Below are 26,343 nucleotides of genomic sequence, written 5' to 3' on the forward strand. Positions count from 1 at the left end.
ACGGGCCGCCGTCGTGCCGGCCGATGGTCGGGTTCGTCGACCGTACTTTCGGCGGCCATCCACCATGGAGGGAATCGGCGGAGGTCGGCCTCAGCCGCCGCGCAGCCGGTCGGTCTCGTACGCCCACATCGCGACCTCGACCCGGTTACGGGCACCCAGCTTCGCCATCAGGCTGGCGACGTGCGTCTTGACCGTGCTCAGCGTGATGTGCAGCTCGGCGGAGATCTCGGTGTTGGTGCGTCCCCGGGCCACCGCGCCCAACACCTGCTCCTCCCGGTCGGTCAGCCGCTCGACCGGCTGGCGGGGCGGGGTGGCCGGGCCGGCGTCGGCGAACGCCCGGAGCAGCCGGGTGGTGACCTGCGGCGCGATCAGCGCGTCCCCGGCGGCCGCCGCGTGGACGGCCTGGGCGAGCAGGGCCGGGCCGCAGTCCTTGAGCAGGAAGCCCCGGGCGCCGGCGCGCAGCGCGGCGTAGACGTACTCGTCCAGGTCGAAGGTCGTGATGACCACCACCGCCATCGGGTCCGCGACCCCCGGCCCGGCCAGCAGCCGGGTCGCCTCGATCCCGTCCACGCCGGGCATCCTGATGTCGAACAGGCACACGTCGGGGCGCAGCCGCCGGGCCAGCTCGACCGCCCGCTGCCCGGTGGCCGCCTCGCCGATCACCTCGACGTCGGGTTGGGCGGCGAGGATCATCGCCAGCCCGGTCCGCACGATCTCCTGGTCGTCGGCCACGAGCACCCGTACCCGGGTCCCGCCGTTCATGCCACGGCCCGGGGCAGTGCGGCGGTGACCGTCCACCCGTGGTCCTCCTCGGGGCCGGCGTCGAGCGAGCCGCCGAGCAGGTGGGCCCGTTCCCGCATCCCGACCAGCCCGTAGCCGTCGCGTCCGGGTGCCGGGGGGCCGACACCGTCGTCGTTGACCCGCAGCCGCACCGTCTCCCCGTCGGCCACCACCCGGACGGTGATCCGGGTCGCGTCCCGGGCGTGCCGGCGGGCGTTGGTGACCGACTCCCGGGCCAGCCGGCAGATCGTGGCCGCCACCGGGGCCGGCAGGCCGTCCAGGTCGCCGACCAGGTCCACCTCGACGGCCGGCCCGTCACCGGTCCGACCCGCCAACTGCCGCAGGTCGGCGATGCGGGGGCTCGGCAGCCGGTCGGCCGGCTCGTCGCGGCGCAGGGCCCGGACCAGGGCGCGCATCTCGGTCAGCGCCTGGCTCGCCTCCGTCTCGATCAGCCGCAACGCCTCAGCGGCGGCCGGGGGATGGGTCTGCATCAGGGCGAGCCCGGCCTGGGCCCGGACGGCTATCGCGGACACGTGGTGGGCGACCGTGTCGTGCAGGTCGCGGGCCAGCCGTTCCCGCTCGCGCAGCGTCACCTGCTCGACCTCCCGTCGCCGGGCCCGTTCCCGCCAGCGCAGCGCGGCCCCGACCGCGAGGGCCGCCGCGACCACCCCGGCCCCCGCGAGGGCGTCGTCCGGGCCGAGGTGACCGACCACGGTCGACCAGGTGATCTTCGCGGCGACGAGGGCCACGCCGAATCCGACCTCCCGCCCCGACCCCCAGCGGGTCAGCGCGGACACCGCCAGCAGCAGGTAGGCAAGCGTGTGCAGGCCGAGGTCGCCACCGACGAGGATCTCGCCCACGGCGCAGACCGGGAAGGCGACAAGCGTCACGAGCAGCGGCCGGCTCCGCCGCCACAGCAGGACCGGGGCGAGACCGACGCCGATCAGGACCGGCACGGCCGCCGGCTGCGGCAGGCTGCCCCACCGGATGAGCCCCTCCACCAGCGCCGCCGCCACCAGCAGGGCGACCAGCGTCCCGTCACGCCACCCGGGTGGTTCCGGACGCGCCGGGCGGGGCTCACGCCACCAGGACCGCAGCAGCTCGCGCACAGGGAAATCGTACGGGCGGCGGGCATCCGTCCGGTGCCCCGGCGGCGCGGGTGGGAAGCATCGCGGGGGTGCCCTCCGGGGGTCAGCCGGCCGGCAGCAACCGGGCGAGCGCGTTGCGGACGGCGACCCCCGGGCGGCTCCTCGGGACCAGCACCGCCGCCACGAGGCCGGTGGTCCGCCCGCGCCGGTCGGTGCGGCGTCGGTGCTCGGCCTCGTAGCGGCGCAGGGCGGCGGCGGGTTCGTTCCCGGCGAGGGCCGCGGCCAGGGTACGGGCCCCGGCGATGGCCAGGCTCGACCCGTCGCCGAACAACGACACCGAGGCCGCCGCGTCGCCGAGCAGCGTCACCCGCCCGGTGGACCAGGACGGCAGCACCACCCGGGTGACCGCGTCGAAGTAGAGGTCGTCGGCCTGTCGGGCCCGGGCCAGCAGCTCGGGGATCCGCCAGCCACGTTCCCGGGCGTACGCGTCGGTGAGGATCTGCCGGTGCCGGGCCGTGTCGGTGTGGTCGAAGTCGGCGACGGCGGGGTGCCGGAAGATGAAGGCGACCCCCGCCTCGCCCCGGACCGGGTGGATCGCGACGAGCCGGCCCGGTGTGTTGTGCAGCAGGACGTCGTGGGGGTGCTCCGGTGCCTCGCCGAGCGGTGTGGTGGCCACGTAGAGGCCGAGGTGGCGGACGACGTCGCGCTCCGGGCCGAAGGCGAGCCGGCGGACCGTCGAGTGCAGCCCGTCCGCGCCGACGACCAGGTCGAACCGGCGGGGCGGGCCGGTGGCGAAGGTGACGTCCACCCCGTCGGGGTCCTGGTCGAGTCGGGTGACGGTGTCGTCGTACCGGAACTCGGCGTCGTCGCGGGCCGCGTCGTGCAGGATGCGGGCGAGGTCGGCGCGGGGCACCTCGATCTCCGTGGTGCCGGTCGGGCTGCGGGTGGCGGGCATCGCGATGCGGCGACCGGGCCGACCCGCCGGGTCGACGATCCGCAGGCCGGTGGCGTGGGTGGCCGCCGCCCGCAGAGCGTCCACCAGACCCATCTGTTCGACCACCGGCAGGGCCGGTCCGCGGACGTCGACCGGGTTGCCGCTGGAGCGCTGCCCGGCCGCGCGTTCGACCACCGTGGGCCGCCATCCCGCGCGGGCCAGCCAGTAGGCGAGGGTCGGGCCGGCCACGCCGGCCCCGGAGACGAGTACGGTACGCATGACCCGAACTTTTCCGCACTCAGTGCAGAAATGCAATGAGTGCAGATTTGCGTTCGGTGCGGTACGGTGTGCCGATGTCCCTCCGCGACCGCAAGCGGGCCCGCACCCGCCAAGCGCTTGTCGACGCCGCCGTCGACCTGTTCGGACGCCAGGGCTACGAGGCGACCACCATCGCCGAGATCGCCGCCGCCGCCGACATCGGCACCCGTACCTTCTTCAGTTACTTCCCGAGCAAGGAGGATCTGCTCTTCCCGGAGGCCGACCGTCGGGTGCGCGTCGCGGTCGAGGCCATCGCCGGCCGGTCGCCGGACGAGGAACCGGCCGAGGTGCTGTTGCGTGCGCTGCGGCAGGCCAACGACGAGAGCGGGGACATGACCGGTCCGCTCGCCGCGCTGCGGATCCGGCTGACCATGGAGGTGCCCGCCGTCCGGGGTCGGGCCCTGCAGCTGCAGTGGGAGAGTCAACGCGAGATCGCCCGGCACCTCGCCGCCGCCTATCCCGACCGCCTCGACGAGGTCAGCGCCGCCGCCCTGGTCGGCGCGTTCGTCGGCGCGGCCACCGCCGCCCTGACCACGCTCCTGGAGGACCCGCGCCGCCGCGCCGACCCGGCCACGATCCGGGCGTCCCTCCAGCAGGCCACCGAGGTCGCCCTGCGCCCGTGGACGCCCCGGCCCTGAGTCGCATCCCGGCCAGGGCCTGAATCGCCTCCGTCTCGACCCTTCGTCGCCGGGCCCGTTCCCGCCGGCGCAGCCGGCCCCGACCGCGAGCGGCGCCGCAGCAGGGCCGGGGTGGGACCGACGCCGATCGGCCGCGCGGTGCCGTCCCGGTGCCCCGACCTGCCGCCGACCGGTGTCGGATGGGCGAATTCCGCTGGGCCGGAACAGTGCGGGATTAACGTCCGTTTTACCCGGCTGGGGTCGCTGCCGGCGTTTGGGTGCGCCCATTGCCGGCCATCCCCCCGAAATGTCGATTCCGGTGTGGACTGCGCCTGGTCCGGATGCCGGTCGCGTGTCGAGCCGATCTGCGGCCGGGCTGCGGCGGCACGCGGTATCCGTCCTGGGCGCGGGAATTCCACGGAACGGAATTTGCTTCCACGCTGGCGGGAGGGGTCTGTCAACGGCGGCATGACATCGGCGTCAAGGTTGATGAGCGGCGCAAACAAGACTCCAATATCTATTTTGCCGATAGGTTGAATAGATATTCCTGTGTTTCCGGCAGGTGAACTGTGACCCGTGACATGTGAATGCCAAAAGCTGTTCCGATCCGGTATTGCGTGGTGCATCTTGCGGCCGTAGTCGGCTCCGTCTACTGTGGCTCGGTATAGCTTGGCGTCGATGAAAACGGGGACCGTTGGGTGTCAGTCGTCAGTGGGGGCTCTTCGGTAAACATTGACGTCGAGCCCATTGTCTTCGTGCGACGCGACGACGTGGCACTGCGGTTGTTCGCCTTCCCCCACGCCGGCGGCGGTCCGCAGAGCTTCGCCGAATGGCCGGCCGGCCTGCCCGCCGACGTCGAGGTCGTGAGCTTCGCGCTGCCGGACCGGGGTCAGCGACGCACCCCCGCCGACCAACGGCACCCGGCCGGCGTCACCGACCACCGTTCCTACACCGACCGCGCCCGGTTGGTCGACGACCTCGTCACCCTCGTCGACCGACTGGACGACGGCGCCCCGTTCGCGTTCTTCGGGCACAGCTTCGGGGCGCTCGTCGCGTTCGAGGTGTGCCGCAGGCTCGCGGAGCGCGGACTGCGCGTGCCCCGGCTGTTGATGCTGTCCGCGCACCGCGCACCGCACCTGCCGCCGGCGCGACCGACAGTCGACCTCCCTGACGACGACCTCGTCCACCTGGTACGACAGTGGGGGCTGGTCCCCGCCGACCTGCTGGCCGATCCGGACCTGCTCGCCCTGATGCTGCCCCCGCTCCGCGCCGACCTGGCCCTCGACGAGGCCGCCGTCGCCCCGGCAGGCGCGCTGCCGGAGGAGATCTCCTGCGTCGTCTACGCCGGCACCGACGACCCGACGGTCACCGCCGCCGAACTCGCCGGCTGGAGCACCGATCTCGGCAGGACACCCGACCTCCGGACGTTCGCCGGCGGGCACTTCTTCACCCTGGGTGAGCGCGCCCCCCTCCTCGCCGACATCACCGACCGCCTCGACGCGGTGCGGGCCGCGGTCGGCCCCAGCGTCGTACTCGCCGGGCCGCCGTACCCCCCGCCCGCCGAGAGCGTCTGGCAGCGCTTCGAGGCGCGCGTCGACGCGACCCCGGACGCTCTCGCGCTGCTGGAGACCCCGCGCCGGTGGACCTACCGGGAGCTGCGCGACCACGCCACCGCGGTCGCCGGTGCGCTGGCCGCACGCGGTGTCGGGGCGGGCGACGTCGTCGGCCTGCTGCTGCCCCACACCGCCGAGTACCCGGTGGCCCTGCTCGCCTGCTTCGGTCTCGGCTCGCCGGCCTGCCTGCTGGAGCAGAACTGGCCCGGCACCCTGCTCGCCCAGTTCCTGGCCAGCGCCCAGGTCCGGATGGTCGTCACCACGCCGCAGCTCGCCGCGACGGTGCCGACGGAATACCCCACCCTGGTGCTGGACGCGACGCCGGCCCCGGGCCCCGTACCCGTCCTCGGCCGGGCCGCCCCGGACGACATCGCCCTGATCTCGATGACCAGCGGCACGTCCGGCACACCGAAGGCCGTCCTCAACACCCATCTCGGTTGCCTGTACTGCTTCGACGCGCGGGAGGCCCGCTACCCGTACACCGCAGGGTCGCGCGACGGACTCCACGTCTTTCTCGCATGGGAATGCCTACGTCCCCTGCTCAGTGGCCGCCCGGCCGTCATCATCCCGGACGACCACATCGTCGACCCGGTACGCCTCCTGGCCACCCTGCACGAGCAGCGGATCACCCGGATCGTGGTGACGCCCTCCCTGTTCGAGGGTCTGCTCGACCACCCGCTCACCGGACCGGCCGTGGCCCGCGACCTGGCCCACATGGAGATCGTGTTCCTGATGGGCGAGGTGGTGCCCACCAGGATCGTCGACAAGGCGGTCGCGCTCATGCCACCCGGGGTCCGGCTGGTCAACGCGTACAGCACCTGGGAGAGCCTCGACGTCTCGTACGCCGACCTGGTGCCCGCCCGCGACGGACCGGTCTCCCCCTTCGCGCCCGTCGGGCGGCTGCTCGACGGCAGCGCGGCGGTGCTGCTGGACGACACCGGTCGACCGGTGCCCCGCGGCGGCGTCGGTGAACTGCTCGTCGCCGGGCCCGGGGTGGCCACCGGCTACCTCGACGATCCCGCGAAGACGGCCGAGCGGTTCGTGGCCGCCCCCGACGTGTTCGCCGGCACCCCGTTCGCCACGTCCACGTTCTACCGCACCGGCGACCGCGCCCGGCTGCGCCCCGACGGCGAGTGGGAGGTGCTGGGTCGGACCGGTGACGTGGTGAAGGTGCGGGGCTTCAAGGTCTCGCTGCGCACGGTCGAACACGTGCTCGCCGAGGAGGACGGCGTCGCCCGCGTCGTGGTGCGGCCCGTGCCCGACCGGCGCACCGGTCAACCCGCCGAACTCGTCGCCTACGTGCAGGGGGCCACCGGTGAACCGACGCCGACCGTGCTCGCCCGACTGCGCCGCCGGGCCGCCCGCGAACTGCCCGAATACGCCCGGCCGCGACACCTCGTCGGCCTCGCCGCGATGCCGGTCAGCGGCGGCGACGCCCGCAAGCTGGACCTGACCGCGCTGCCGCCCCCGCCCGCCGCGCCGGTGCCCGAGGAGACGGCCGCCGACCCGCTCAACTCCGTCGAGCGGCGGATCGCCGCCGCCTGGCGGGAGGTGCTCGGCAGCACACCCGGCATCGACGACAGCTTCTTCGCCGTGGGCGGCGACTCCCTCAGCGCCGCGCGCCTCTCGGGGGTGCTCGCCAGCCGGTTCGGGATCGCGCTCCCGGTCGTCGACATCTTCCAGGCCCCGACGCTGCGGATGATGGCCGCCCGCTGCGCGGGCGGGACCGGCGTCGCCGAGCGGACCCGGCGGGCCCGGACCACGGGCAGTGGGGAAACCCGGATAGCCGTCGTCGGGATGGCCGGCCGGTTCCCCGGGGCGGACGACATCGACACGTTCTGGGCGAACCTGTGCGCCGCCACCGACTCGCTCACCGTGCTCACCCCACAACAGCTGCGGCACAAGGGCGTCGCGGAGGAGGTCCTGGGCCACCCCGGATGGGTGCCCGCCGCCCAGCTCGTCGACGGCGCGGACACCTTCGACGCCGCGTTCTGGGGCATCGGACAGCGGGAAGCGGTCCTGATGGACCCGCAGCACCGGGTCTTCATCGAGACCGCGTGGACCGCCCTCGAACAGGCCGGCTACGCCCGCCGGGACAACCCCTACCGGGAACGGACAGGTGTCTTCGCGGCCTGCGGCATCGACGGCTACCTGATCCACCACCTGCGTGGCGGTGGCCTGACCGAGCCGTTGGACCCGGTCGGGGTGTTCCTCACCGAGATCGGCAACGAGAAGGACTACATCGCCACCCGGGTGGCGTACCTGCTCGACCTCGGTGGCCCCGCGGTCACCGTGACGTCGGCGTGCAGCAGCGCGCTGGTCGCCGTGGCCCAGGCCGCGCAGTCCATCGCCACCGGCCAGTGCGACATGGCGGTGGCCGGCGCCTCGGCGCTCACCTTCCCGAACTTCGGCTACCGCTACGAGGAGGGTCTCGTCGGCAGCGTCGACGGCGTGGTCCGCCCGTTCGACGCGGCGGCGAGCGGCACCCTGTTCGGCGACGCGGTCGGTGCGGTGGTGCTGAAGCGGCTGGATGTCGCGCTGGCCGACGGCGACCCGGTGTGGGCGGTGCTCACCGGATACGGCGTCTCCAACGACGGGCGGATGAAGGCCGGCTACACCGCGCCGAGCGCGCAGGCGCAGGCACGGTGCATCTCCGACGCCATCGCCATGGCCGGCGTCACCTCCGACCAGATCTCGTACGTGGAGTGCCACGCCACCGCCACGCACGTCGGCGACGCGATCGAACTCGCCGGGCTGCGTGCCGCGTTCGAGGAACACCGCGACGGCGCGGAGCCGGTCACCGGGAGCTGCGCGATCGGCAGCGTGAAGGGCAACATCGGGCACGCCAACTGCGCCGCCGGCATCACCGGCCTGATCAAGACGGTGCTCAGCCTGCACCACCGCACCCTGGTACCCACCGTGCACCACGACACGCTCAATCCGAAGCTGGTCGACCTGGTCGACACGCACGGTTCGCCGTTCACCGTGCGGACCACACTGGGGCCCTGGACCGTGGTCGATCCGGAGCGGCAACTGCCCCGCCGGGCCGGGGTCTCCAGCTTCGGCATCGGCGGCACGAACGCCCACGTGATCCTGGAGGAGTTCGTCGGTGCCGACGCCGTGGGCCCCACCGCGGAGCGGGCGTCCGGCGACGACGCCCTCCGGTACGCACCGCAGCTGGCGACCGTGTCCGCGCGCGACGAGGAGTCGTTTCCGCGTCAGGCGGCGGCCGTCGCCGCCCACCTGGCCGAGGTGTCCGACGGTGACCTCGCCGCCGCGACCCGGGCGCTGCACCTCACCCGGGAGTCCCACCCGTGGCGCGCCGCGGTCGTGATCGACCGGCCCACCGCCGCCGCCGCGCTCGGCACCGCCGTGCCGCGCCACGGTGGACGGCCGGCCACCGTCGCGTTCTGCTTCTCCGGACAGGGATCCCAGCGGGCCGCCACCGCGCGCTCGCTGGGTCGGGGCCGGGTCGACGGCGGCCGGTTCCGCCGCCTGTTCGACGAGGCGTGTGCGCACCTCGCCGGGCACCTGGACGTCGACCCGGGCGAGCTGATCCTCGGTGCCGACGAGAGGTCCGTGCGCCGCCCGCTGACGACCCAGTGCGGGCTCTTCGCCGTCGGGTACGCCCTCGCGCGCACCCTCGTCGACGTCGGCGTCGTCCCGGTCGCGGTGGCCGGACACAGCATCGGCGAGTACGCCGCCGCGGCCGTGTCCGGGCTGCTCGACCTCGACGAGGCCGCCGAGTTGGTGGCGGTGCGGGCAACGGCGACCGAGCGGCTGGCCCCGGGGCCGCAGGGGGCCGGCGGCATGCTCGGTGTACACGGCGACGAGCAGCGGCTCGCCCACTGGCTGTCCGGCCGTACCGACCTCTGGCTGGCCGCCGAGAACGCCCCCGGCCGGACGGTGCTCTCCGGCCCGTCCACCGTGTTGCGTGCCGCCGCGGCGGAACTGTCCGACATCGGGTTCTCCTGCCGGGCCCTGCCCGTCTCGCACGCCTTCCACAGCGGGCTGATGGCACCGGTCGCCGACCGCCTCGCCGAGGCCGCCGGCCGGTTCGCACCACGGGTTCCCGCCGTCCCCGTCGTCAGCAACGTGACCGGCGCCTGGTTCGACGCCGGCTACCGGCCCGGCGAGTACTGGGCGGAGCACGCCCTCGCGCCGGTGCGGTGGCGCGGGTCCGTCGACACGCTGCTGCGCTGGGAGCCCGACATCCTCGTCGAGATCGGGCCCGGCACGGTGCTGACCACGCTGTCGGCCAAGTGCCTGGCGGCCCACCCCGACACCGCCGCCCGCACGCTGGCGACGCTCGCCGACCCCGCCGACGACGAGACGGGCCTGCTCAGCGCGCTCGGGCAGCTGTGGTGTCACGGCGTCGACCTCGACTTCGCCGCGCTCCACGACGGCGCTCCCGCCGTGCCGCCGGCGGTGCGCCGGGCGCTGCCGACGTACCGGTTCGCGCCCACGAGTCACTGGACACGGCCCGAGGCGTCGGTGTACGTCGACCCCCTGCCGACCCCGACCGGAGCCGGCGCGGGCCCGCTGACCCGGTTCGCCGACCGGCCGGCCGGCCGGGTGCGGCTGTACTGCTTCCCGTACGCCGGTGGCACCCCCGACATGTTCCGCTCCTGGGCCCACACGGCACCCGACTGGCTCGACGTCGTCGCCGTGGACCCCACCGCAGCCGACCTGGCGGCGCGGATCGAAGCCGACGCCGGGGACGCGCCTGTCGCGTTCTGCGGCCTGAGCTCCGGCGCCTCCCACGTCGTCGACCTGCTCACCGGTGACCTGGCCCACTGGGCGGCGGACGGCCGGGTCGACGCCGTGTGTGTGGTCGGCCGGGCTCCGCTCACCGCACCGCAGCCCGGTGACGAGCTGCCGGTCGAGGGCTACCTCCTGGCGCCGGACGAGCTGCGTGCCGATCCACGCTGGCAGGCGGAGGTGCTGCCCCGGCTGCACGAGGACCTGGCCCGCGACGCCCGGCACGCCGCCCGGGTCGCCGTCCGGGGTCGACGCCTCGACTGCCCCGTGCAGGTGCACCACGGCAGCACCGACGTGTCGTTCCCGGCCGGGGCGGCCGACGGCTGGGCCGACATCACGACGAGCCCGATCGTCGAGACCAGGGGGCACGAGGGCGGTCACGACTTCATGGTGCGGCACCGCGCCGACGTCCTCGCCGGCCTGGTCGCGTTCCTCGACCGGCTCGTACCGTCGAGCAGCGGCGGCCGGCTGTACGACATCCGCTGGCTGCCGGTCGGGGCCGTCCGGCCGGCGACCGTCCCGGACCTGCCGCGGGCTGAACTCGGCAGGCCGGAGACCGCCGCACTGCTGACGGCGGCGCTGACCGGCCCGGAGGCTGTCGCCGTCCTGCACTGCCCGACGACGCACGACGGTGGTGCCGCCCTGCTGTCGGTGCTGCGTCACCTCGCCGGCGTCGAGGCCCGGGGTCGGCTGGTCCTGGTGCTGCCCGTCGACCGGTACGGCGGGTTGGCCGCGGCGATGAGCCGCTGTCTTCCGCACGAGGAGGCGGGGCTCACCGTGCTGCGCTACCACACGGACGAGGCGACACCCGAGCTGCCGGCCGGCCTCACCGAACCCGATCTGCGTGCCCACGACGGCGTTCTGCTCGCACCGCGCCGTATCCCGATCGACCAGCCCGACCTACCGGCCGGCACGTTGGGCGCCACGGGCGGCAACGTCCTGCTGGTCGGCGGCACCGGTGGCATCGGCGGGGCCGTCACCGACTGGCTGCTGCACCACCAGCGGGTCACCCCCGACCGGGTGGTGGTCACCGGCCGGACGGACCCGGGCACACTGCGGCCCGGCGTACGGTTCGCGCGGGTGGACCTCACCACCGGTGACGGCCTGGCCGACCTCGGACGTCTCGGCGGCTTCGCCGGCGTGGTGCACCTCGCCGGGGCGCTCGACGACGGCCTGGTGCGCCATCTCGACCCCGGTCGACTCCCGGCGGTGCTCGCGCCCAAACTCGCCTGGGACCGCCTCGTCGAGTGGGCACGGGTGGCCGGCACCCGCTGGATGGTCGCCTTCTCGTCCACGAGTGCGCTGTTCGGCGCGGCCGGCCAGGCGAACTACGCGGCGGCGAACGGGTGGCTCGACGCGGCGGTGACGTGGGCGACGCCCGCCGCAGGACCGGCCGTGGCGTCCGTCGCCTGGGGCACCTGGGGTGAGGTGGGAATGGCGGCGGGCAACGCGCGGGCGCTCGCGGCGGCCCGGTCGGCGGGCGAGACACCGCTGCCCACCGGGGCCGCGCTGCGGCTGTTCGGTCAGGTGGTCGGCGGGTTGCTGGCCGGCACCACCACCGGTCTGCACCTGGCCGCCTACGACCTGGGGGAGCAGGCACCGCAGGACCGCCCCCCGGACCGGGCCGGGCCAGTGGCCGCCGCGGCGGGTGGACCGCCGACCGCCGACCACATCCGCGACTTCCTCGGTGCGTACGTGCACCGCTGGGACGAGTCGCAGCGGCTCAGCGATCTCGGCCTCGACTCGCTCGACTTCGCCCGGCTGCGCGGCGACTTCGCCCGCCGGTTCGGCCGGGACGTTCCCCTCGCCGACATCGCACGCCAGGGGCAGCGCCTGGGCGAACTGTACGAACTCCTGACGGGCCGGTGACCATGCCCGGGTCAGCGACAGCCGAGCAGATCGTCAGGTGGAGCCGGAGCGCGCCGGACGCGGCGGCGGTGCGGTTCCTGCTGTCGGCCGAGGCGTCGGCGGTGGACGGCGGACCGGAGCCGCAGCTACTGCGGTCGACGGTGGACCGGCACCTCACCCCGGTGCTGCACCGGGTCATCGCGGGCGCGTACCTCGACGCCGCGGACCTCGACGCGTTGACCGCGCCCGACCCGCTCACCGAGCCGTTCACCGTCGACACCCCGACCGGCGTCGTCCCCGGCACCGTGGCCGAGCGGATCGACGTGCTGCGCCGGGCGTACGGGCCGTTCGCCGACTGGTGGCGGGGGTACTTCGCCGGTCACGGCGACGATCCGGTGCCGCTTGCCGACCTGTGGCGGCTGTACCTGCCGCTCGCCTGCTGGATAGCGGCCGAGAAGCGGCGACGCCGGCCCGACGGGCTGTTCGTGATGGGGTTCAACGGCAGCCCGGGTTCGGGCAAGACGGTCCTGTCGACCGCGCTGGCCGTCCTGCTCGACGTGTTGCTGGACCCGGAGACCGAGGGGCGGGCGGTGGCCCGCAGCGGCGACGACTGGTATCTGTCGCGCGCCGAGCGTGAGCCGTTGCGGGCGCTGGGCTACGACCCCGGTATCCCCGGCGTCACCAACCGGTCCGGTCCCGGCACCCACGATCTGGCCTGGTTGCGCCGCAACCTGGCGGAGCTGGCGGACAGCAGCCGTGCGGGCAGCGTCATCCGGATGGGCAACTTCGACAAGAAGGCCGACGACCAGCCCACCGGCCCGGACCGGTACTTCGAGGTGCGGGGGCGGGTCGGGGTGTTCCTGTTCGACCTGTGGTTCGCCGGTGCCGAGACCGACGTCGATCCCGCGCTGGTGCCGGACGGCCTGCGCCGCCGGGTCGCCGAGCAACTCCGCCGGTGGCGTCCGGTCTTCGACCGGATGGACGCGTTGTGGAGCTTCGAATGGCCGTCGTTCGCGCAGATGGTCAGCGACCGGGAGGCACAGGAGGTGCTCGTCGCGCGTCGACGTGGCGCCCGGGGGATGAGTCCCGAGCAGATCCGCGCGTTCATGACGTACATGATCGAACGGACCTGGGACTGGCGGACGACGTCCCCGGTGCCTCCGGACCACGCCGTCACCTTCCACGCGAAACGCGCTGCGAACCACCGGATCATCGCTGTTCAACGAGGAGGTCGTGCATGGTGAAGTCGTCGTCCCTACGTCCGCCGGTCACCCGGACGTTCGCCATGACGGACGTGGTGCGGCAGTACCGCGAACTGGTCGAGGAAGACGCCGCCGACCCGGCGAGGGTGCACGACACGCTGATCGTCGGTGGCGGCGCGGCGGGCGCCGGGGTGCTGCGTGACCTGGCCTCCCGGGGGGACGTCAGCGCGTTGCTCGTCGACCGGGGGCCGTTCGGCGGCGAGACGTCGAGCAAGACCGGCAAGGCCATCCACCCCGGCATCCGCTACCTGCGGATGGCGTTCCACCGCATGTTGCTCGCCGCCCACCTGCGGCGCGACCCGAAGATCAGGCAGAGCAGCCTGCAACACCTGCGCAGCGCCTGGCTCGACCTGCAACTGGTCTGGTACGGCACCCGCGAGCGCAAGATCCTGTTGGAGACCACCGGCGGCACCGTCGAGGAGATCCCGAACATCGTGTTCGTCCTTCCCGACAGTCCGGAGAAGAAGTGGTCGGTATTCTTCGGGATCTCCCTCTACGATCTCTTCACCACGCTGTGGGCCTGGTGCGGGCTGGTGCCGCGGTTCAGCCGGGTCAAGGTGTTCCGTGACCGGGCGGCGCTGCACCGTGAACTGCCCCACCTCGCGGCGTCCGACGTGGTGGGCGGCATCCGCTACTGGGACGGCAAGGCCAACAACGACAAGATCCTGGTGGTCAAGACCATTCGGGACGCGTACCTGCGCGGTGGCCCGGAGCACCCGATCCGCGCCCTGTGTCACGTCGAGGTCGACGGCTACGAGTGGGACCCGGCCGGCTACTTCCGGGTCACCCTCGCCCGCCGGTTCGCCGACGACAGCCTGCCCGAGACGGTGGTGGTGCGGGCGCGCACCATCACCAACGCGGCCGGCCCGTGGATCGACGAGGCCCGGCACCGTACCGCGGAGCCCGACGGCCGTAGGTCGGTGGCGTACTCCCGGGGCACCCATCTGGAGGCCACCAACCGGTTCATCCACGAGACGATCGCGGCCGACCCCCGGCTACAGGTCGGTCTGGTGCCGCTCAACGCCGAGCGGCAGCACTACCTGCGCCCGTTCCACCAGCACGGCCTGTGGTACGTGCAGTGCACCACCACCGACCGAGGCCAGCAGGATCCCTACCGCACGGTGCCCGAGGCCGACGAGTACGAGGAACTGCTGCACTCGTACAACGACCTGGTGGACGACCGCTGGAAGATCGACAGGCGGGACATCTTCAACGTCTTCTGCGGCATCCGGCCGCTCGCCTCCACCGACGGCGGCGAGATCTCGGTCAAGGACATCTCGCGGATGTTCCGGATCCACCGGCGCGTCGTCGGTGACGGCCTGCTACTCGACCTGGTCAACGTGAAGCTGACCGACATCCGCTGGGCCGGCCAGGTGGTCTCCGGGATACTGGCCCGGGAACTCCGCGACCGGCACGGCCGGCGGATCGGGCGCTCCACGACGAAGCGGCTGCCGTTCCTGCCCGTCGTCGACGAGCAACGGTACGCCCCCGACCACCCCGCCACCCGCGGCGACCGCGAGTTCATCCGGGCCAAGGCGGCCCATCACGTCACCTACCAGATGGTCGGCAGCTACTCGGACTACCTGCTCAACACGGGAGCGGTCCGCGACGCGGTGGTGTTCGACGCGGACGGCAGGGCCGATCTCGACCTGTCCGTCCTGGACCTGGTGCTCGCCGAACTCGCCGAACGGCTGGGCTGGGACGAGGCACGCCGGCGTGCCGAGTGGACGGCGTTCCAGGAGATCTACACCCGCAACATGGCGTACGCCGACCTCGGCGCGCGTGTACGTGACCACGAACCCGTGAAGGTCGATCGACTGATGGCCGGCGGGGTCGACTGACCAGCTGGCCGGCATCCGGCGACCCCGGTACCGGCCGATGGCGAAGGGACCCACCATGTACTTCGACAAGGACGCGAGCGTCACCGACATCGCGGGCGAGACCGTCGCCGTCATCGGCTACGGCATCCAGGGCAGGGCGTTCGCGGCGAACCTGCGCGACAGCGGGGTGCCTGTCGTCATCGGCAACCGCGACGACGAGTACCGCCCGGACGCCGTCGCCGACGGGTTCGACACCAGGTCGATCGCGGAGGCGGCCGCCGCCGCGTCGATCGTCATCCTGCTCATCCCCGACGAGGCGCACCCGGCGGTGTTCTCCGCCGACCTCGCGCCGAACCTGCGCGACGGGGACCTGTTCCTGCTCGCGCACGGCTTCTCGCTCCGGTTCGACCGGGTCGATCCCGCGCCGGGCCTCGACGTCGCGCTGCTCGCCCCGAAGATGTTCGGTCGGCCGATCCGGCGGCGCTATCTCGACGGCAGCGGCGTGCTCGCGTTCGTCGACGTGGTCCGTGACGCCACCGGCCGGGCGTTGGCCCGTACCCTCGGCGTCGCGGCCGCGGTCGGGTTCACCCGCTACGGGGTGCTACCCGTGTCGACCGCCACCGAGACCGAACTCGACCTGTTCCAGGAGCAGTTCCTCACCCCGTTGCTGCTCGACTCCGTCCGGGTCGCGTTCGAGGTCCTGGTCGAGCAGGGGTGCGACCCGGTCGCGGCGTTGCTGGACATGCACGCCTCGGGCGAGATGGCGGAGATGATGGTCGAGGCGGCCACGATCGGCCTCTACGAGGTCATCGAACAGCAGGGCTCGCCGACGTGCCGGTTCGGCGTCCAGCGTCAGCTCGGCACGCTGCTCGGTGAGGACGTCCGGGAGCGGGGGCGGGCGATTCTCGCCGGCATCCGCGACGGGAGCTTCCTGACGGCCCTCGAACGGGAGGCCGCAGCGGACTACCCCAGCCTGGAGCGGTACCGCGAGGACTACCGGTCCGCCCCGCTGACCAGGGCACACGAGGAGTACCGCGCCGTGCTGAGGTCGGCCTGAGATGGGGGAGAGCATGAACGACCTTGAGGCGTTGGACGCGCGGCACGTCGTGCACCCGTGGGCCGACCTGTCGGTGCTGGGCAAGCAGCAGCCGCTCGTCGTCAGCCGGGCGCATGGGGTGGAGATCGTCGACAGCCACGGCAGGTCCTATCTCGACGCGATCGGCGGCATGTGGTGCGTCACGGTCGGCTACGGCCGGCAGGAGATCATCGACGCGGTGCGTGACCAGGCGGCGCGGATGCCGTACTTCACCCCGTTCGGGGACGTGGCCAACGAGCCAGCCGTGCGACTGGCCGGGCTGCTGGCCGGACTCGCACCGGGAGACCTGAACCGGGTGCACTTCACCACGGGTGGGTCGACCGCGGTCGAGTCGGCGGTGCGGACGGCGCAGTTCTACTGGGCCAGCGTCGGTCGTCCGGACAAGTTCCACGTGCTGTCCAGGGTGGACGCCTACCACGGCAGCACCTACCTGGCGGCGTCGTTGTCCGGGAAGGCCGCCGACCGTACCCGCTTCCACTACGAGTCCGGCTGGGTGCACCATCTGGACAGCCCGGGTCACGACCCCGACACCTCGGACGTACCGGCGGACCGGCGGCTCGACGAACTCCTCGACGGGATGACGGCGGCGATCGACGAGATCGGCCCGGAGAACATCGCCTGCTTCGTCGCCGAGCCGATCCTCGCCTCCGGCGGGGTGCTCATCCCGCCACCGGGCTACCACGCCGCCACCCGTGAACTGTGCCGCCGTCACGACATCCTGTACGTCAGCGACGAGACCGTCACCGGTTTCGGTCGGCTCGGCCACTTCTTCGCCTCCGAGCCGCACTTCGGGATCGTGCCGGACCTGCTCGTCACCGCGAAGGGGTTGACCTCGGGCTACCAGCCGCTCGGCGCGGTGCTGATCGCCGACCCGATCGCCGAGACCCTGGCCGAGACGGCCGATCCGGCGAAGCCGGTGTTCTCCAACGGGTTCACCTACTCCGGGCACCCGGTGGCGTGTGCGGCTGCCATCGCCAACATCGAGGTGATGCGCCGGGAGGACATCTGCGGCCACGTCCGCGACGTCGGACCGTACTTCGTCGAGCGGTTACGGGCGTTGCGGTCCTCGCCGATCGTCTACGCCGTACGCGGCGACCACCTGATGGCGTGCGTGGAGTGCCAGGTACCCGGCGAGACGGGTCCGACCCCGCGCAACATGGCCCTCGCCGGGCGGGTCGACGCGTACTGCGAACGGGCCGGCCTGCTGGTCCGTCCGTACGAGAACCTCTGCATCATGTCGCCGCCGCTGGTCGTGACGCGCGCCGAGATCGACCGCATGGTGGACATCGTCGCCGGGGCGCTCGCGGCCGCGCAGGCCGATCTCGACGCGGGTCGGATCGGTTAGGTCCGGAACCGGTGGAGGTGGGAGTGAGCATGGAGGGACAGCCGACCGTCCTCGACTGCCGTGGACTGAGCCCGGTCCTGACGGTCATGCGGATCAAGCAGGCGGTCACCGCCGGGCACGGGGAGGCCGAGCCGCTGGAGGTGATCCTCGGCGACGGATGCAGCCGCGAACACATCACCGGTGCGTTGGCCGGGGCCGCCGAGCGGGTGCGGTACCTGACCACGGCGCCGTGGTGGCAGCGCGACGACCTCAGGTACCGTGCCGGTCGGCTGCACCTCGGCGGCACGGACCTGGTCGAGTTGGCAGCGCAGGTCGGCACGCCGAGCTACGTCCTGCGGGCCGACCGGGTACGGGACAACCTCGACCGGGTGAGCGCCGCACTGGACGGGGCGGGGATCGACCACCGGGTCCACTACGCGGTCAAGGCCAACCGGACGCCGGCCCTGTTGACGTACCTGCGCGCGGCCGGCCTGCCCGGGGTCGACGTGTGTTCCACGGGCGAGTTGGCACACGTCCTCGCCTGCGGCTTCCCGGCCGAGGCGGTCTCGTTCACCGGCACCTCGCTGTCGACGAGGGACATCGAGGTTCTCGCCAGGTCCCCACGGGTGCGGGTCAACCTCGACTCCGTCGCGTCGCTGGACGCGCTCGGCCGGGCCGGTCCGGGCCGTGACGTCGGACTGCGGGTGAACCCCGGGGTCGGCGTCGGCTACCAGGACGACGACCGGCTGCGGTACTCCGGCGCCGCGACCACCAAGTTCGGCATCTACGCCGAGCACGTCGCCGAGGCGTTGGCGGTGGCCGCCCGGCGGGACCTGCGGGTCACCCGGCTGCACCTGCACGTCGGCTGCGGCTACCTCGACGCACAGCTCGACCAGCTCGACCGGGCGCTCGCCACGGCGGCGGGGTTCCTGCCCTTGTTCCCCGACGTCACCGAGGTCAACCTCGGTGGTGGTCTGGGTGTGCCGCACACCGCCGAGGACCGGCTGCTCGACCTGGACCGCTGGGCGGGCGTCGTGGCCCGGCACTTCGGCGGCCGTGGGCTGACCGTCGCCGTGGAACCTGGTGACTACCTCGTCAAGGACGCCGGGGTGCTGCTCACCACGGTCACGTACGTGGAGCGTCGCCGTGACGTGCTCTTCGCGGGCCTCGACGCGGGCTTCAACCTCGCGATGGAACCCGCCTTCTACGGCCTGCCCTGCGAGCCGGCCGCGATCGCGCCGCGCTGGGACGAGGGGACCGAGACGTACACCGTGGTCGGCAACATCAACGAGGCGCTCGACGTGTGGGCGACCGGCCACCGGATGCCGAAACTGCGGGCCGGCGACCCCGTCGCGCTACTCAACTCCGGCGGGTACGCCGCGTCGATGAGTTCCGACCACTGCCTGCGGGGTCAGGCCGGCTCGGTGCTGCTGATCGAGGAAACCGTTGGTGCATCCCGCCGGCCACCCGCCGTCACAGGAGGCTGAGACATGTCGGTTGACGCCGCGTCAGGGGTACGGCCAGCCGTGCCGAGCTACGCGTTCGATCCGTCCGATCCGTGGACGACGACGATGCAGAGCGGTCTGGCCCGCGCGGGTCTGCGCGGGTGCCGCGTCTACGAGGTCGGCGTCGGCAGCGGCACGAACGTGGTGTTCATGCTGCGGGACTGCGACGCCGAACTGGTGCTGGCGAGTGACCTGGATCCGCGTCTGGTGCAGCTCGCGGAGCGCTGCGTCGGGGAGGCCGCGCCGGAACTGCGCGACCGGTTCCGCCCGATCCACGGGGCGGTCAACCTCATCGACCTGCCGGCCGCCGGGGCGGCCGGGGTCGACGTGGTCGTGGCCTGCCTGCCGCAGGTTCCCGATCCCCACGACGCGATGTGCGCGCGGTTCCACGTCGCGTCGTTGCGGGCCCCGGCCGGGCAGGCGCCCGAGGCGGCCGACCACCTCGCCCACTACTACCCGTGGACGGTCTTCCACGGGTACCCGTACAACGCGGTCGGGCTCGGCCTCATCGAGGCGCTGCTGCGGCAGGTCCGGGCCGGTGTGCCGAACGCCCAGGTGGTCCTCAACCTCAGCTGCCGCACCGGGCGGGAGGTGCTGCTGCGGTTGCTGCGCGCCAACGGCTACCGACCCGAGGAACTCGCCTCCCGGATCGTGCGTCAACACCCCGGCACCGACATCTCGTTCTTCGTCGCGCTGGAGGCCGCCATCGGTGGCACCGGCTTCGAGCGGGACTTCGTCTGCGAGTTCTACCGCGACCCGCTGGGCCGCGAACCGATCTCCGCGCACGAGGCGAGGGACCGGCTCGCCGCCGGTGAGCCGGTCCACCACGAAATCTGTGTCCTGCGCGGACACCCCGAGAGGTAGGCGGCGATGACCGAGACCTGTACACCGACGTTCCGGCGGGTACCGCCCGACGCCCCGTTCCGCGTGCCGGTGCGCGGGCGTGCCTATCTGGCCGGCTCGGCGCACGACAGTTTCCCCGAGAGCGTGCCGGACAGCGGTGACCTGATCCCGACCCTGGCCCTCGACGTCGACGTCGCGCCGGGGCCGCAGCTCTACGCGGCGGTCCGGGACGCCGTCGACCGGCAACTGCCGACGCACGGCGGACTGCTCCTGCGGGGGATGCCGCTGACCGACCGTAGGGGTTTCGAGGCGCTCGTCGCGGGCCTCGGCTACGACCTCGTCGGCTACCGGGGTGGCATCGCCGTGCGTCGCAACGACTCGGACGTGGCGTTGCACGCGAGCGACGAGGATGCCCGGGTGACGCTGTCGCCACACCACGAGATGGCGTACCTGCCCGGGTATCCCCGCAAGATCCTCTTCTTCTGCGAGAAGCCGGCCGAGCGCGGCGGTGAGGTGCCCGTCAACGACATCCGGCAGACCGCCGCGCTGATCCCCGCCGCCGTCCTCGACGAGTTCCGCGCCCGGGGCGTGCGCTACCACCGCAACCTGCCGCGTGCCTCGACGGAGGGCGAGACCGGCTGGGTCGACACGTTCGGCACCGACGACCCGGGCACGGTCGAGGAACACCTGCGCGCCTGCGGTTACGAGTGCACCTGGGACGCCGACGGCCGGTTGCGCTACCACTATCGGCGGGACGCGTTCGTCACCGACCGGGTGACGGGTCAGGAACTGTGGTTCAACCAGGTGACCGAGCTGCACTGCTCGTACTGGCGGGCGCATCCAGGTTTTCCCGCCGACCTGCCGGACGGTGACTATCCGGCGACCACCACGTACGGCGACGGCGGGCCGATCCCGCCGGAGCTGGTGTCGTACCTGCGCGGCATGCTCTGGCGGACGACCGTCGCGGTCCGGATGCGGGCGGGTGACGTGCTGGTCCTGAACAACCAGGTGGTGCAGCACGGGCGGTTCGCGTACGAGGGCACCCGCCGGCACTTCGTCAGCCTGACCTCGTGACCAGGTCCTCCGCCGCGCCGGGCCGGCCGCAGCCCGCACCCCTGCCGGTGCCGCCGCCCGGACGTCCGGCCCGGCGTCCGGCCCGACCGTGGTTCTCGTCGGGGCCCTGCGCGAAGATCCCCGGCTGGACGCCCGGCGTGCTCGCGGAGGCGTTCGTCGGCAGGTCGCACCGGCACCCGGCCGGGCAGCAGCGGCTCCGCGAGGTCATCCGCACCTCGGCGCGGTTGCTCGGTGTTCCGGACGGCTACCGGGTGGCGATCGTTCCCGGCTCCGACACCGGCGCGATCGAGCTGGCGATGTGGAACCTGTTGGGTCCGCTCGGGGCGGAGGTGTGCTGTTGGGAGAACTTCGGCTACACCTGGCTGGCGGACGTGGTGTCCCAGCTGCGCGTGCCGGGGGTACGGGTGCACCGGGCGGACGCCTACGGTGAGCTGCCCGACCTCACCGCGGTGGACTTCCGCCGGGACGTGGTGTTCACCTGGAACGGCACCACGTCCGGGGTGTGTGTGCCGGGCTCGGACTGGATCCCGGCCGACCGGTCGGGGCTCACGATCTGCGATGCGACGTCCGCCGTGTTCGGCCTCGACGTCGACGTCGCCAAGCTCGACGTGGTGACCTGGTCGTGGCAGAAGTCGCTGGGCGGCGAGGGCGCACACGGGATGATCGCGTTGTCACCGGCGGCCGTGCACCGGCTGCAGACGTACCGGCCGGACCGGCCGCTGCCGAAGGTGTTCCGGCTGACCCGCGACGGGCAGCTGCTCGACGAGGTGTTCGACGGCTTCACCATCAACTCGCCGTCGATGCTGGCCGTCGAGGACGCGCTTGTCGCTCTCGACTGGTGCGTCCGGGCGGGCGGGCTGCCCGAACTGCTCGCCCGCTCGCGGCGCAACCTCGCCGTGGTGTCCCGGTGGGTGGCCGGACGTTCCTGGGTGGAGTTCCTCGCCTCGGATCCGGCGACGGTCTCGTCGACGAGCATCTGCCTGCGGCTGCGACACCCCGCGTTCGACACGTTGAGCCCGCAGGCGCAGCGGGCGTTCGTGGACCGGATGTGTGCGTCGATCGAGGAGCACGGGGCCGGCTACGACCTCGCCGGGCACCGGGAGGCACCGCCGGGGCTGCGGATCTGGGGTGGCCCGACCGTCGAGGCCGACGACATCGAGGCGCTGCTGCCCTGGCTCGACTGGGCGTTCGCCGCGACCCTCGCGGAGTGCTCATGAGGGTCGGGACGGACACCCTGACGGCGTTCGCGGTGCGGTTGGCTGCGGAGAGCCGGCGGATGCTGGCCGCAGCGGCGCTGACGGTCACGGCGGTGGAGGCGAAGGCCGACCGCAGCCTCGTCACCGAGGTCGACCGGGCGATCGAGGTCCGGCTGCGGGAGCTGATAGCCGACGAGTTCCCGGGACACGGTATCCTGGGCGAGGAGTACGGCCCCTGCGATCTGGACGCGGACCTGGTGTGGGTACTCGACCCGGTGGACGGCACCGCCGCCTTCATCGCCGGGATTCCCGTGTACGGCACCCTGGTCGCCCTCGCCCGGGGTGGCCGTCCCTGGATCGGCGTCCTCGACTATCCGGCCACCGACGACCGGTGGGTGGGCGTGGTCGACGGTTTCGCCTCACGCAACGGTTCCCCGGTCCGCACCCGCCGGTGCCCCGATCCCGGGGAGGCACTGCTGACGTGCTCGAACCCGGACTTCTTTCCCCCGGCCGAGCGGCAGGCCCTGGACCGGGTCCGCGACCGGGTCCGTTACACCCTCTACGGTGCCAGCTCCTACGCCTTCGGCCTGCTGGCCGGTGGCCGCACCGATCTGTCGGTGGACTGTGGCCTCAAACCGTACGACGTCTTCGCCCCCGCCGCGGTGATCGGTGGCGCCGGCGGCCTCATGACCGACTGGGCCGGCGCCGACCTGGGCTTCGACAGCCGGGGTGTGGTACTGGCGGCCGGCGACCGCTCCCTGCACACGCTGACCCGGTCCCTGCTCACGCCTCCATGATCGACTCGATCCGGGGTTCGGCGATGGCCAGGTAGTCCTTGGTGGCCACGCCGATGGTGCGGTCCAGCCGACCCGCGTTGAAGAAGACCTCGTCGTACTGCAACAGCTCCGGGTCGAAGATCAGCTCCAGCCGCTCGTCGAAAGCGAACGGCGGGATGGTGCCCACCGGGGTCCCCGCGAGCTTCTCGGCGACGTCACGCTCGGCGAACCTCGCGAACGTGCCGCCGGTAAGTGCCTTGAGCTTGTCGAAGCTCACCCGCCTGTCGCCGGGCAGCACCGCGGCGACGAACCTGGTGACCTTCTTGCCGATTTTCACCATGACGATGATGCATTTGGCGGCCTGTGCCGGATCGTGTCCCCGCAACGCGCTCACCGCGGCCGTCTCACCCTCCGGGTCATGCTCGATCACCCGATAGGTCGCACCACGTTCGTCCAGCAGGTTGACAAGTTTCTGGTAAATGTCGTCTGCCATCGCTCCTCCATTCTTCCGGTCGGCGCGTTCAGCCGAAAATCATGTCACACCACGCCGTCCCGATGCGCCAGAGACTCACCCTGACGTCCAGCCGGACCCCGAATGATCGCGATGTCGACCGCGCGACGAACCGCACTCACGCACATTGTCCAGGTGGGAACTGTCGGGCCGGTGCCGTGGACACCCGACGTCCCACCCGCACCGGTCATCCGGGCGCGGCGACCGGTGCGGGCGTCGAGGAGACCACCGGGCGGGCCCGCTCGGCGAAGCGGACAGCCGGGCCGGTCAGCAACGTCAACAACAGCAGCGCCACACCCAGCCCGAGCCAGCCCACCAACCCGTGGGCCAGGCAGGTGGCGGCGAGGACCGCCGGTGACGCCGCGTTGGCGGCGCCCTGCCCCAGACCGAAGGCACCGGCGTACTGCCCCTGGGCGTACGGCTGGGCCAACCCGAACGCCAGCTCGAACGATGCCGCGGCGTGCCACAACTCGCCGAACGTGTAGACGACGGTGGCGGTGACGAGCAGGGCGAGCGCCGGCCACAGCGACGCCTGCGGCATCGCCCCCATCATGGCCAACGACCCCAGCAGCGCCACACCCGCCCAGACCATCCGTTGTGCCGCGGCCCGCGGGTTCACCACGCCACGGCTGACCCGGACCTGTAGGGCGACCACGAGAATGCCGTTGAGCAGCATGAACCCGGTGATCGTCGCGCGCGGGAGGGTGGTGTGGTCGGCGATCCACAGCGGCAGGGCGAAGGCGGGGATGGCCAGGTGCAGCGACACCCCGCCGTTGATCAGGGTCACCGCCAGGTACGGGCGGTCGGCGAAGGCCACCCAGCGGCGCTTCGTGTCCGTCGGGGGCAGCGGTGCCACGTACGGCACCCGGGTCAACACGGCTGCCGCCACCAGGAACGTCGAGGCCCCCAGCAGAATGAGCCCCACGTACACCGGGCCCGAGTCGAGTTGGATGGCGATGCTGGCGATGAGGACGCCCGCCATCACGCCGACATTGGTGATCGCCCGCTGGTACGACAGGAACCAGGTGAGCCGGTCTCCGGCGAGCGCCCTGACCATCGGGGCCCGGCTGGCGGCGGCGGCCGTGCCGACCAGCGTGACCAGCAGCGAGACCAGGACCAGTGACCAGAACGAGCGAACCAGCACGAACCCGGCGGTGGCCACGGCGCCGAGCAGCATCGTGGCGATGTGCACCGCCCGTGGCCCCAGCCGGTCGGCGGCATGCCCCGCCAGCGGGCCGGCGACGAGCCCGACCGCCGCGCCGACCGTCAGACCCGCGCCCACCGTCCCGGCGGACATGCCGACGATCCGGGTCAGGTACAGCGAACTGCTGAACATCATGCCGCCACCGATGGTCACGGCGAAGACGGAACCGGCCAGCGCACGCTGCGGCCCGGTGGGCGGCAGCATGCGGCTGACCAGGACACGCATCGAACTGGCCGCCGTCGAGGCAGCCGTCATGCCAGCGCGAACAGGCTGTCGGAGTAGTTCCGGTCCGGCCACTGCCGACGGACCCACTCCCAGCGCTGCCCGCCGGTGAGCACCGGCTCGGCGACCGCCAGCCGGCTGTCGAACCACTCCCGCGTCTCGACCACCCGCTTGTCGAACCCGGCGACGGAGTCACTGATCAGCAGGACCGCGCCGAGCATGTCGGCGGAGGCGGAGAACTTGGTGTTCAGCGTCGCACCGGGCGGCACCCAGAACTGGACGAAGGCGACGTCGGGCCGGGCCATCAGCGCATCGACGTCGGGATAGCCGAGGATGGTGCCGGCCGGCCCGTACAGCCCTGCGCAGCCCACCACGCCGGGATTGACCTTCACGTCGAGCTGGGGCTTACGCCCGACCGCGCAGAGCAGGGCGGCCTCGCCGAGGTCGACGTTGAACTTGGCCATGACCTGCTCCTGGGTGAGCGCCCCACCCCGCCGGGCCGCGCACTCGCTGAACACGATCCGGCCGGTCGCCCGCTCACGGAACAGCTCCATGTGGAACACGCTGTCGCGCAGACCCAGCGCGGCGATGGCGCTCCGCACGACCGGCTCGGCGGCGGCGTACGCGTCCGCCTCGTCGGTCGGGTCGATCCGGCGCAGCGACAACGGCTTCTGCCCGGTGATCGCCGTCAGGCACGGCTCGGTGTAGACACCCAGGCCGAAGAAGAGGATCTCGCCGTTGTAGACGACCCCCTCGGCCATCCACTCGTCCCCCTCGACGAACTCCTCCAACAGGAAGGTGCGGCTGGTCTCCTTGTTGTCGCGGCACTCGCGGCTGAGCTTCTCCAGCTCGGCGCGGCTGTGCACGACGCTGGTCGAGGTGGTGCCCCCGCCGGCGATCGGCTTGATCACCGCGCTGTCGAACTCGAACTTCACGGTGCTGACGTCGTACAGGTCGTGGACGACCTCCGTACGGGCCACCGGGACGCCGGCCTCGGCCAGCCGGGCCTTCTGCAGTGACTTGTCGCGGAAGTGCAGCGCGACCTCGGGCGCGATGCCCCGAACGCCGAGCGCCTGGGCCAGCACGGCGGCGTTGACGACCGAGAACTCCCAGGTGGTCTGGATCGCGTCGAAGGTGCGACCGCCCATACCGGCCCGGTACAACCCGCCCAGCAGATCCTCCGGGCTGGTCACGTCGTCGACGCGAATCATCGTGCCCCCGGCCGGCATGCGAATCCGCCCCGAGTCGTATGCGCCGGAGTTGCACAACAGGACCGGTTCGATGTCGTGCACCTCGCACGCACGCAGTGCATACGGGTCGGCGCCGATCATGAGAACCGATGTCCTGCTCACATGTCCTCCAAGCACTTTCGGGCCTCAGCGGAATCGTTCAGGCCGTGGCGAGCTTAGCAATACGTGCTGCTTTCCGGACACCGGGCTGCCGGGCACGCGACAGCAGTGCGGCCCGCCTAAATCAACAAAGTGAAGCGGGCTTCGCCCACGGGCGCGGCGACTGCGCGGATGCACTCGGATGAATCTTCCACCGTTTCCT

17 protein-coding genes are annotated in these 26,343 nt (G+C 72.5%); 11 read left to right on the top strand and 6 right to left on the bottom strand.

Translation table 11 applies throughout. The features are described 5' to 3' along the window. Positions 1–90: 90 nt before the first annotated feature. From JQN84_RS27825 to JQN84_RS27835, 3 genes are all read right to left on the bottom strand, one after another. The gene (locus JQN84_RS27825) at positions 91–762 is read right to left on the bottom strand and encodes a response regulator (protein ID WP_204961527.1); all 672 of its coding nucleotides are present in this window, start codon (positions 760–762) and stop codon (positions 91–93) included. Next, positions 759–1,889 carry a sensor histidine kinase gene (locus JQN84_RS27830; RefSeq protein WP_204961528.1) on the bottom strand — a complete coding sequence of 377 codons (1,131 nt, stop codon included), beginning with the start codon at positions 1,887–1,889 and terminating at the stop codon, positions 759–761. The genes JQN84_RS27825 and JQN84_RS27830 overlap by 4 nt, the downstream gene beginning before the upstream one ends. Before the next feature lie 82 nt (positions 1,890–1,971). Then, positions 1,972–3,081: an FAD-dependent monooxygenase gene (locus JQN84_RS27835; RefSeq protein WP_204961529.1), complete on the bottom strand. Its 1,110-nt coding sequence runs from the start codon at positions 3,079–3,081 to the stop codon at positions 1,972–1,974. A 74-nt stretch (positions 3,082–3,155) separates the two neighbouring features. Here JQN84_RS27835 and JQN84_RS27840 point away from each other — a divergent pair, with 74 nt between their 5' ends. The 11 genes from JQN84_RS27840 (at position 3,156) to JQN84_RS27890 (ending at position 22,876) form a co-directional block, all read left to right on the top strand. Further along, on the top strand, positions 3,156–3,758 hold the full coding sequence (locus JQN84_RS27840) for a TetR/AcrR family transcriptional regulator (protein ID WP_204961530.1): 603 nt from the start codon (positions 3,156–3,158) through the stop codon (positions 3,756–3,758). Positions 3,759–4,492: 734 nt separating this feature from the next. Further along, complete coding sequence (locus tag JQN84_RS27845; RefSeq protein WP_204961531.1) at positions 4,493–11,980, top strand: type I polyketide synthase; 7,488 nt, start codon at positions 4,493–4,495, stop codon at positions 11,978–11,980. Positions 11,981–11,982: 2 nt separating this feature from the next. Next, a complete protein-coding gene (locus JQN84_RS27850; RefSeq protein ID WP_204961532.1) occupies positions 11,983–13,203 on the top strand; it encodes a nucleoside/nucleotide kinase family protein in 1,221 nt (406 codons plus the stop codon). Continuing rightward, positions 13,197–15,062 carry an FAD-dependent oxidoreductase gene (locus JQN84_RS27855; protein ID WP_204961533.1) on the top strand — a complete coding sequence of 622 codons (1,866 nt, stop codon included), beginning with the start codon at positions 13,197–13,199 and terminating at the stop codon, positions 15,060–15,062. Before JQN84_RS27850 ends, JQN84_RS27855 begins: the two co-directional genes overlap by 7 nt. A 37-nt stretch (positions 15,063–15,099) precedes the next feature. Then, entirely contained in the window at positions 15,100–16,098 is a 999-nt protein-coding gene (locus tag JQN84_RS27860; protein WP_204961534.1) for an NAD(P)-binding domain-containing protein, read from the top strand. A 1-nt stretch (position 16,099) separates the two neighbouring features. Beyond that, entirely contained in the window at positions 16,100–17,482 is a 1,383-nt protein-coding gene (locus JQN84_RS27865) for an aminotransferase (RefSeq protein ID WP_204961535.1), read from the top strand. 29 nt (positions 17,483–17,511) lie between these two features. Next, a complete protein-coding gene (locus JQN84_RS27870; protein WP_204961536.1) occupies positions 17,512–18,948 on the top strand; it encodes a diaminopimelate decarboxylase in 1,437 nt (478 codons plus the stop codon). Between the two features lie 3 nt (positions 18,949–18,951). Further along, entirely contained in the window at positions 18,952–19,830 is an 879-nt protein-coding gene (locus JQN84_RS27875) for a hypothetical protein (protein ID WP_204961537.1), read from the top strand. A gap of 6 nt (positions 19,831–19,836) precedes the next feature. Next, positions 19,837–20,883, top strand: a complete 1,047-nt coding sequence (locus tag JQN84_RS27880; protein WP_204961538.1) for a TauD/TfdA family dioxygenase — start codon at positions 19,837–19,839, stop codon at positions 20,881–20,883. Further along, positions 20,880–22,100, top strand: coding sequence for a phosphoserine transaminase (locus tag JQN84_RS27885; protein ID WP_204961539.1), 1,221 nt, complete (start codon positions 20,880–20,882; stop codon positions 22,098–22,100). Before JQN84_RS27880 ends, JQN84_RS27885 begins: the two co-directional genes overlap by 4 nt. Further along, complete coding sequence (locus JQN84_RS27890) at positions 22,097–22,876, top strand: inositol monophosphatase family protein (RefSeq protein WP_204961540.1); 780 nt, start codon at positions 22,097–22,099, stop codon at positions 22,874–22,876. The genes JQN84_RS27885 and JQN84_RS27890 overlap by 4 nt, the downstream gene beginning before the upstream one ends. On the opposite strand, the gene JQN84_RS27895 is transcribed toward JQN84_RS27890, so the two are convergent. From JQN84_RS27895 to JQN84_RS27905, 3 genes are all read right to left on the bottom strand, one after another. Then, positions 22,863–23,348, bottom strand: a complete 486-nt coding sequence (locus JQN84_RS27895; RefSeq protein WP_204961541.1) for a YbaK/EbsC family protein — start codon at positions 23,346–23,348, stop codon at positions 22,863–22,865. The genes JQN84_RS27890 and JQN84_RS27895 overlap by 14 nt on opposite strands. Positions 23,349–23,553: 205 nt before the next feature. Further along, positions 23,554–24,825, bottom strand: a complete 1,272-nt coding sequence (locus tag JQN84_RS27900) for an MFS transporter (protein ID WP_204961542.1) — start codon at positions 24,823–24,825, stop codon at positions 23,554–23,556. Beyond that, the gene (locus JQN84_RS27905) at positions 24,822–26,003 is read right to left on the bottom strand and encodes an ATP-grasp domain-containing protein (protein WP_204961543.1); all 1,182 of its coding nucleotides are present in this window, start codon (positions 26,001–26,003) and stop codon (positions 24,822–24,824) included. The genes JQN84_RS27900 and JQN84_RS27905 overlap by 4 nt, the downstream gene beginning before the upstream one ends. Positions 26,004–26,343: the final 340 nt, after the last annotated feature.

Origin of the sequence: Micromonospora humidisoli (assembly GCF_016900955.1) — a bacterium.
Classification (GTDB): domain Bacteria; phylum Actinomycetota; class Actinomycetes; order Mycobacteriales; family Micromonosporaceae; genus Micromonospora; species Micromonospora wenchangensis.

What these genes read in the sequence shown, in the direction of transcription:
- JQN84_RS27870 (WP_204961536.1), top strand. Translation starts at nt 17,512, where the DNA reads ATGGAGGGACAGCCGACCGTCCTCGACTGCCGTGGACTGAGCCCGGTC.
- JQN84_RS27905 (WP_204961543.1), bottom strand. Translation starts at nt 26,003, where the DNA reads ATGATTCGCGTCGACGACGTGACCAGCCCGGAGGATCTGCTGGGCGGG.
- JQN84_RS27855 (WP_204961533.1), top strand. Translation starts at nt 13,197, where the DNA reads ATGGTGAAGTCGTCGTCCCTACGTCCGCCGGTCACCCGGACGTTCGCC.
- JQN84_RS27850 (WP_204961532.1), top strand. Translation starts at nt 11,983, where the DNA reads ATGCCCGGGTCAGCGACAGCCGAGCAGATCGTCAGGTGGAGCCGGAGC.
- JQN84_RS27880 (WP_204961538.1), top strand. Translation starts at nt 19,837, where the DNA reads ATGACCGAGACCTGTACACCGACGTTCCGGCGGGTACCGCCCGACGCC.
- JQN84_RS27865 (WP_204961535.1), top strand. Translation starts at nt 16,100, where the DNA reads ATGGGGGAGAGCATGAACGACCTTGAGGCGTTGGACGCGCGGCACGTC.
- JQN84_RS27825 (WP_204961527.1), bottom strand. Translation starts at nt 762, where the DNA reads ATGAACGGCGGGACCCGGGTACGGGTGCTCGTGGCCGACGACCAGGAG.
- JQN84_RS27875 (WP_204961537.1), top strand. Translation starts at nt 18,952, where the DNA reads ATGTCGGTTGACGCCGCGTCAGGGGTACGGCCAGCCGTGCCGAGCTAC.
- JQN84_RS27895 (WP_204961541.1), bottom strand. Translation starts at nt 23,348, where the DNA reads ATGGCAGACGACATTTACCAGAAACTTGTCAACCTGCTGGACGAACGT.
- JQN84_RS27890 (WP_204961540.1), top strand. Translation starts at nt 22,097, where the DNA reads ATGAGGGTCGGGACGGACACCCTGACGGCGTTCGCGGTGCGGTTGGCT.
- JQN84_RS27860 (WP_204961534.1), top strand. Translation starts at nt 15,100, where the DNA reads ATGGCGAAGGGACCCACCATGTACTTCGACAAGGACGCGAGCGTCACC.
- JQN84_RS27840 (WP_204961530.1), top strand. Translation starts at nt 3,156, where the DNA reads ATGTCCCTCCGCGACCGCAAGCGGGCCCGCACCCGCCAAGCGCTTGTC.
- JQN84_RS27835 (WP_204961529.1), bottom strand. Translation starts at nt 3,081, where the DNA reads ATGCGTACCGTACTCGTCTCCGGGGCCGGCGTGGCCGGCCCGACCCTC.
- JQN84_RS27900 (WP_204961542.1), bottom strand. Translation starts at nt 24,825, where the DNA reads ATGACGGCTGCCTCGACGGCGGCCAGTTCGATGCGTGTCCTGGTCAGC.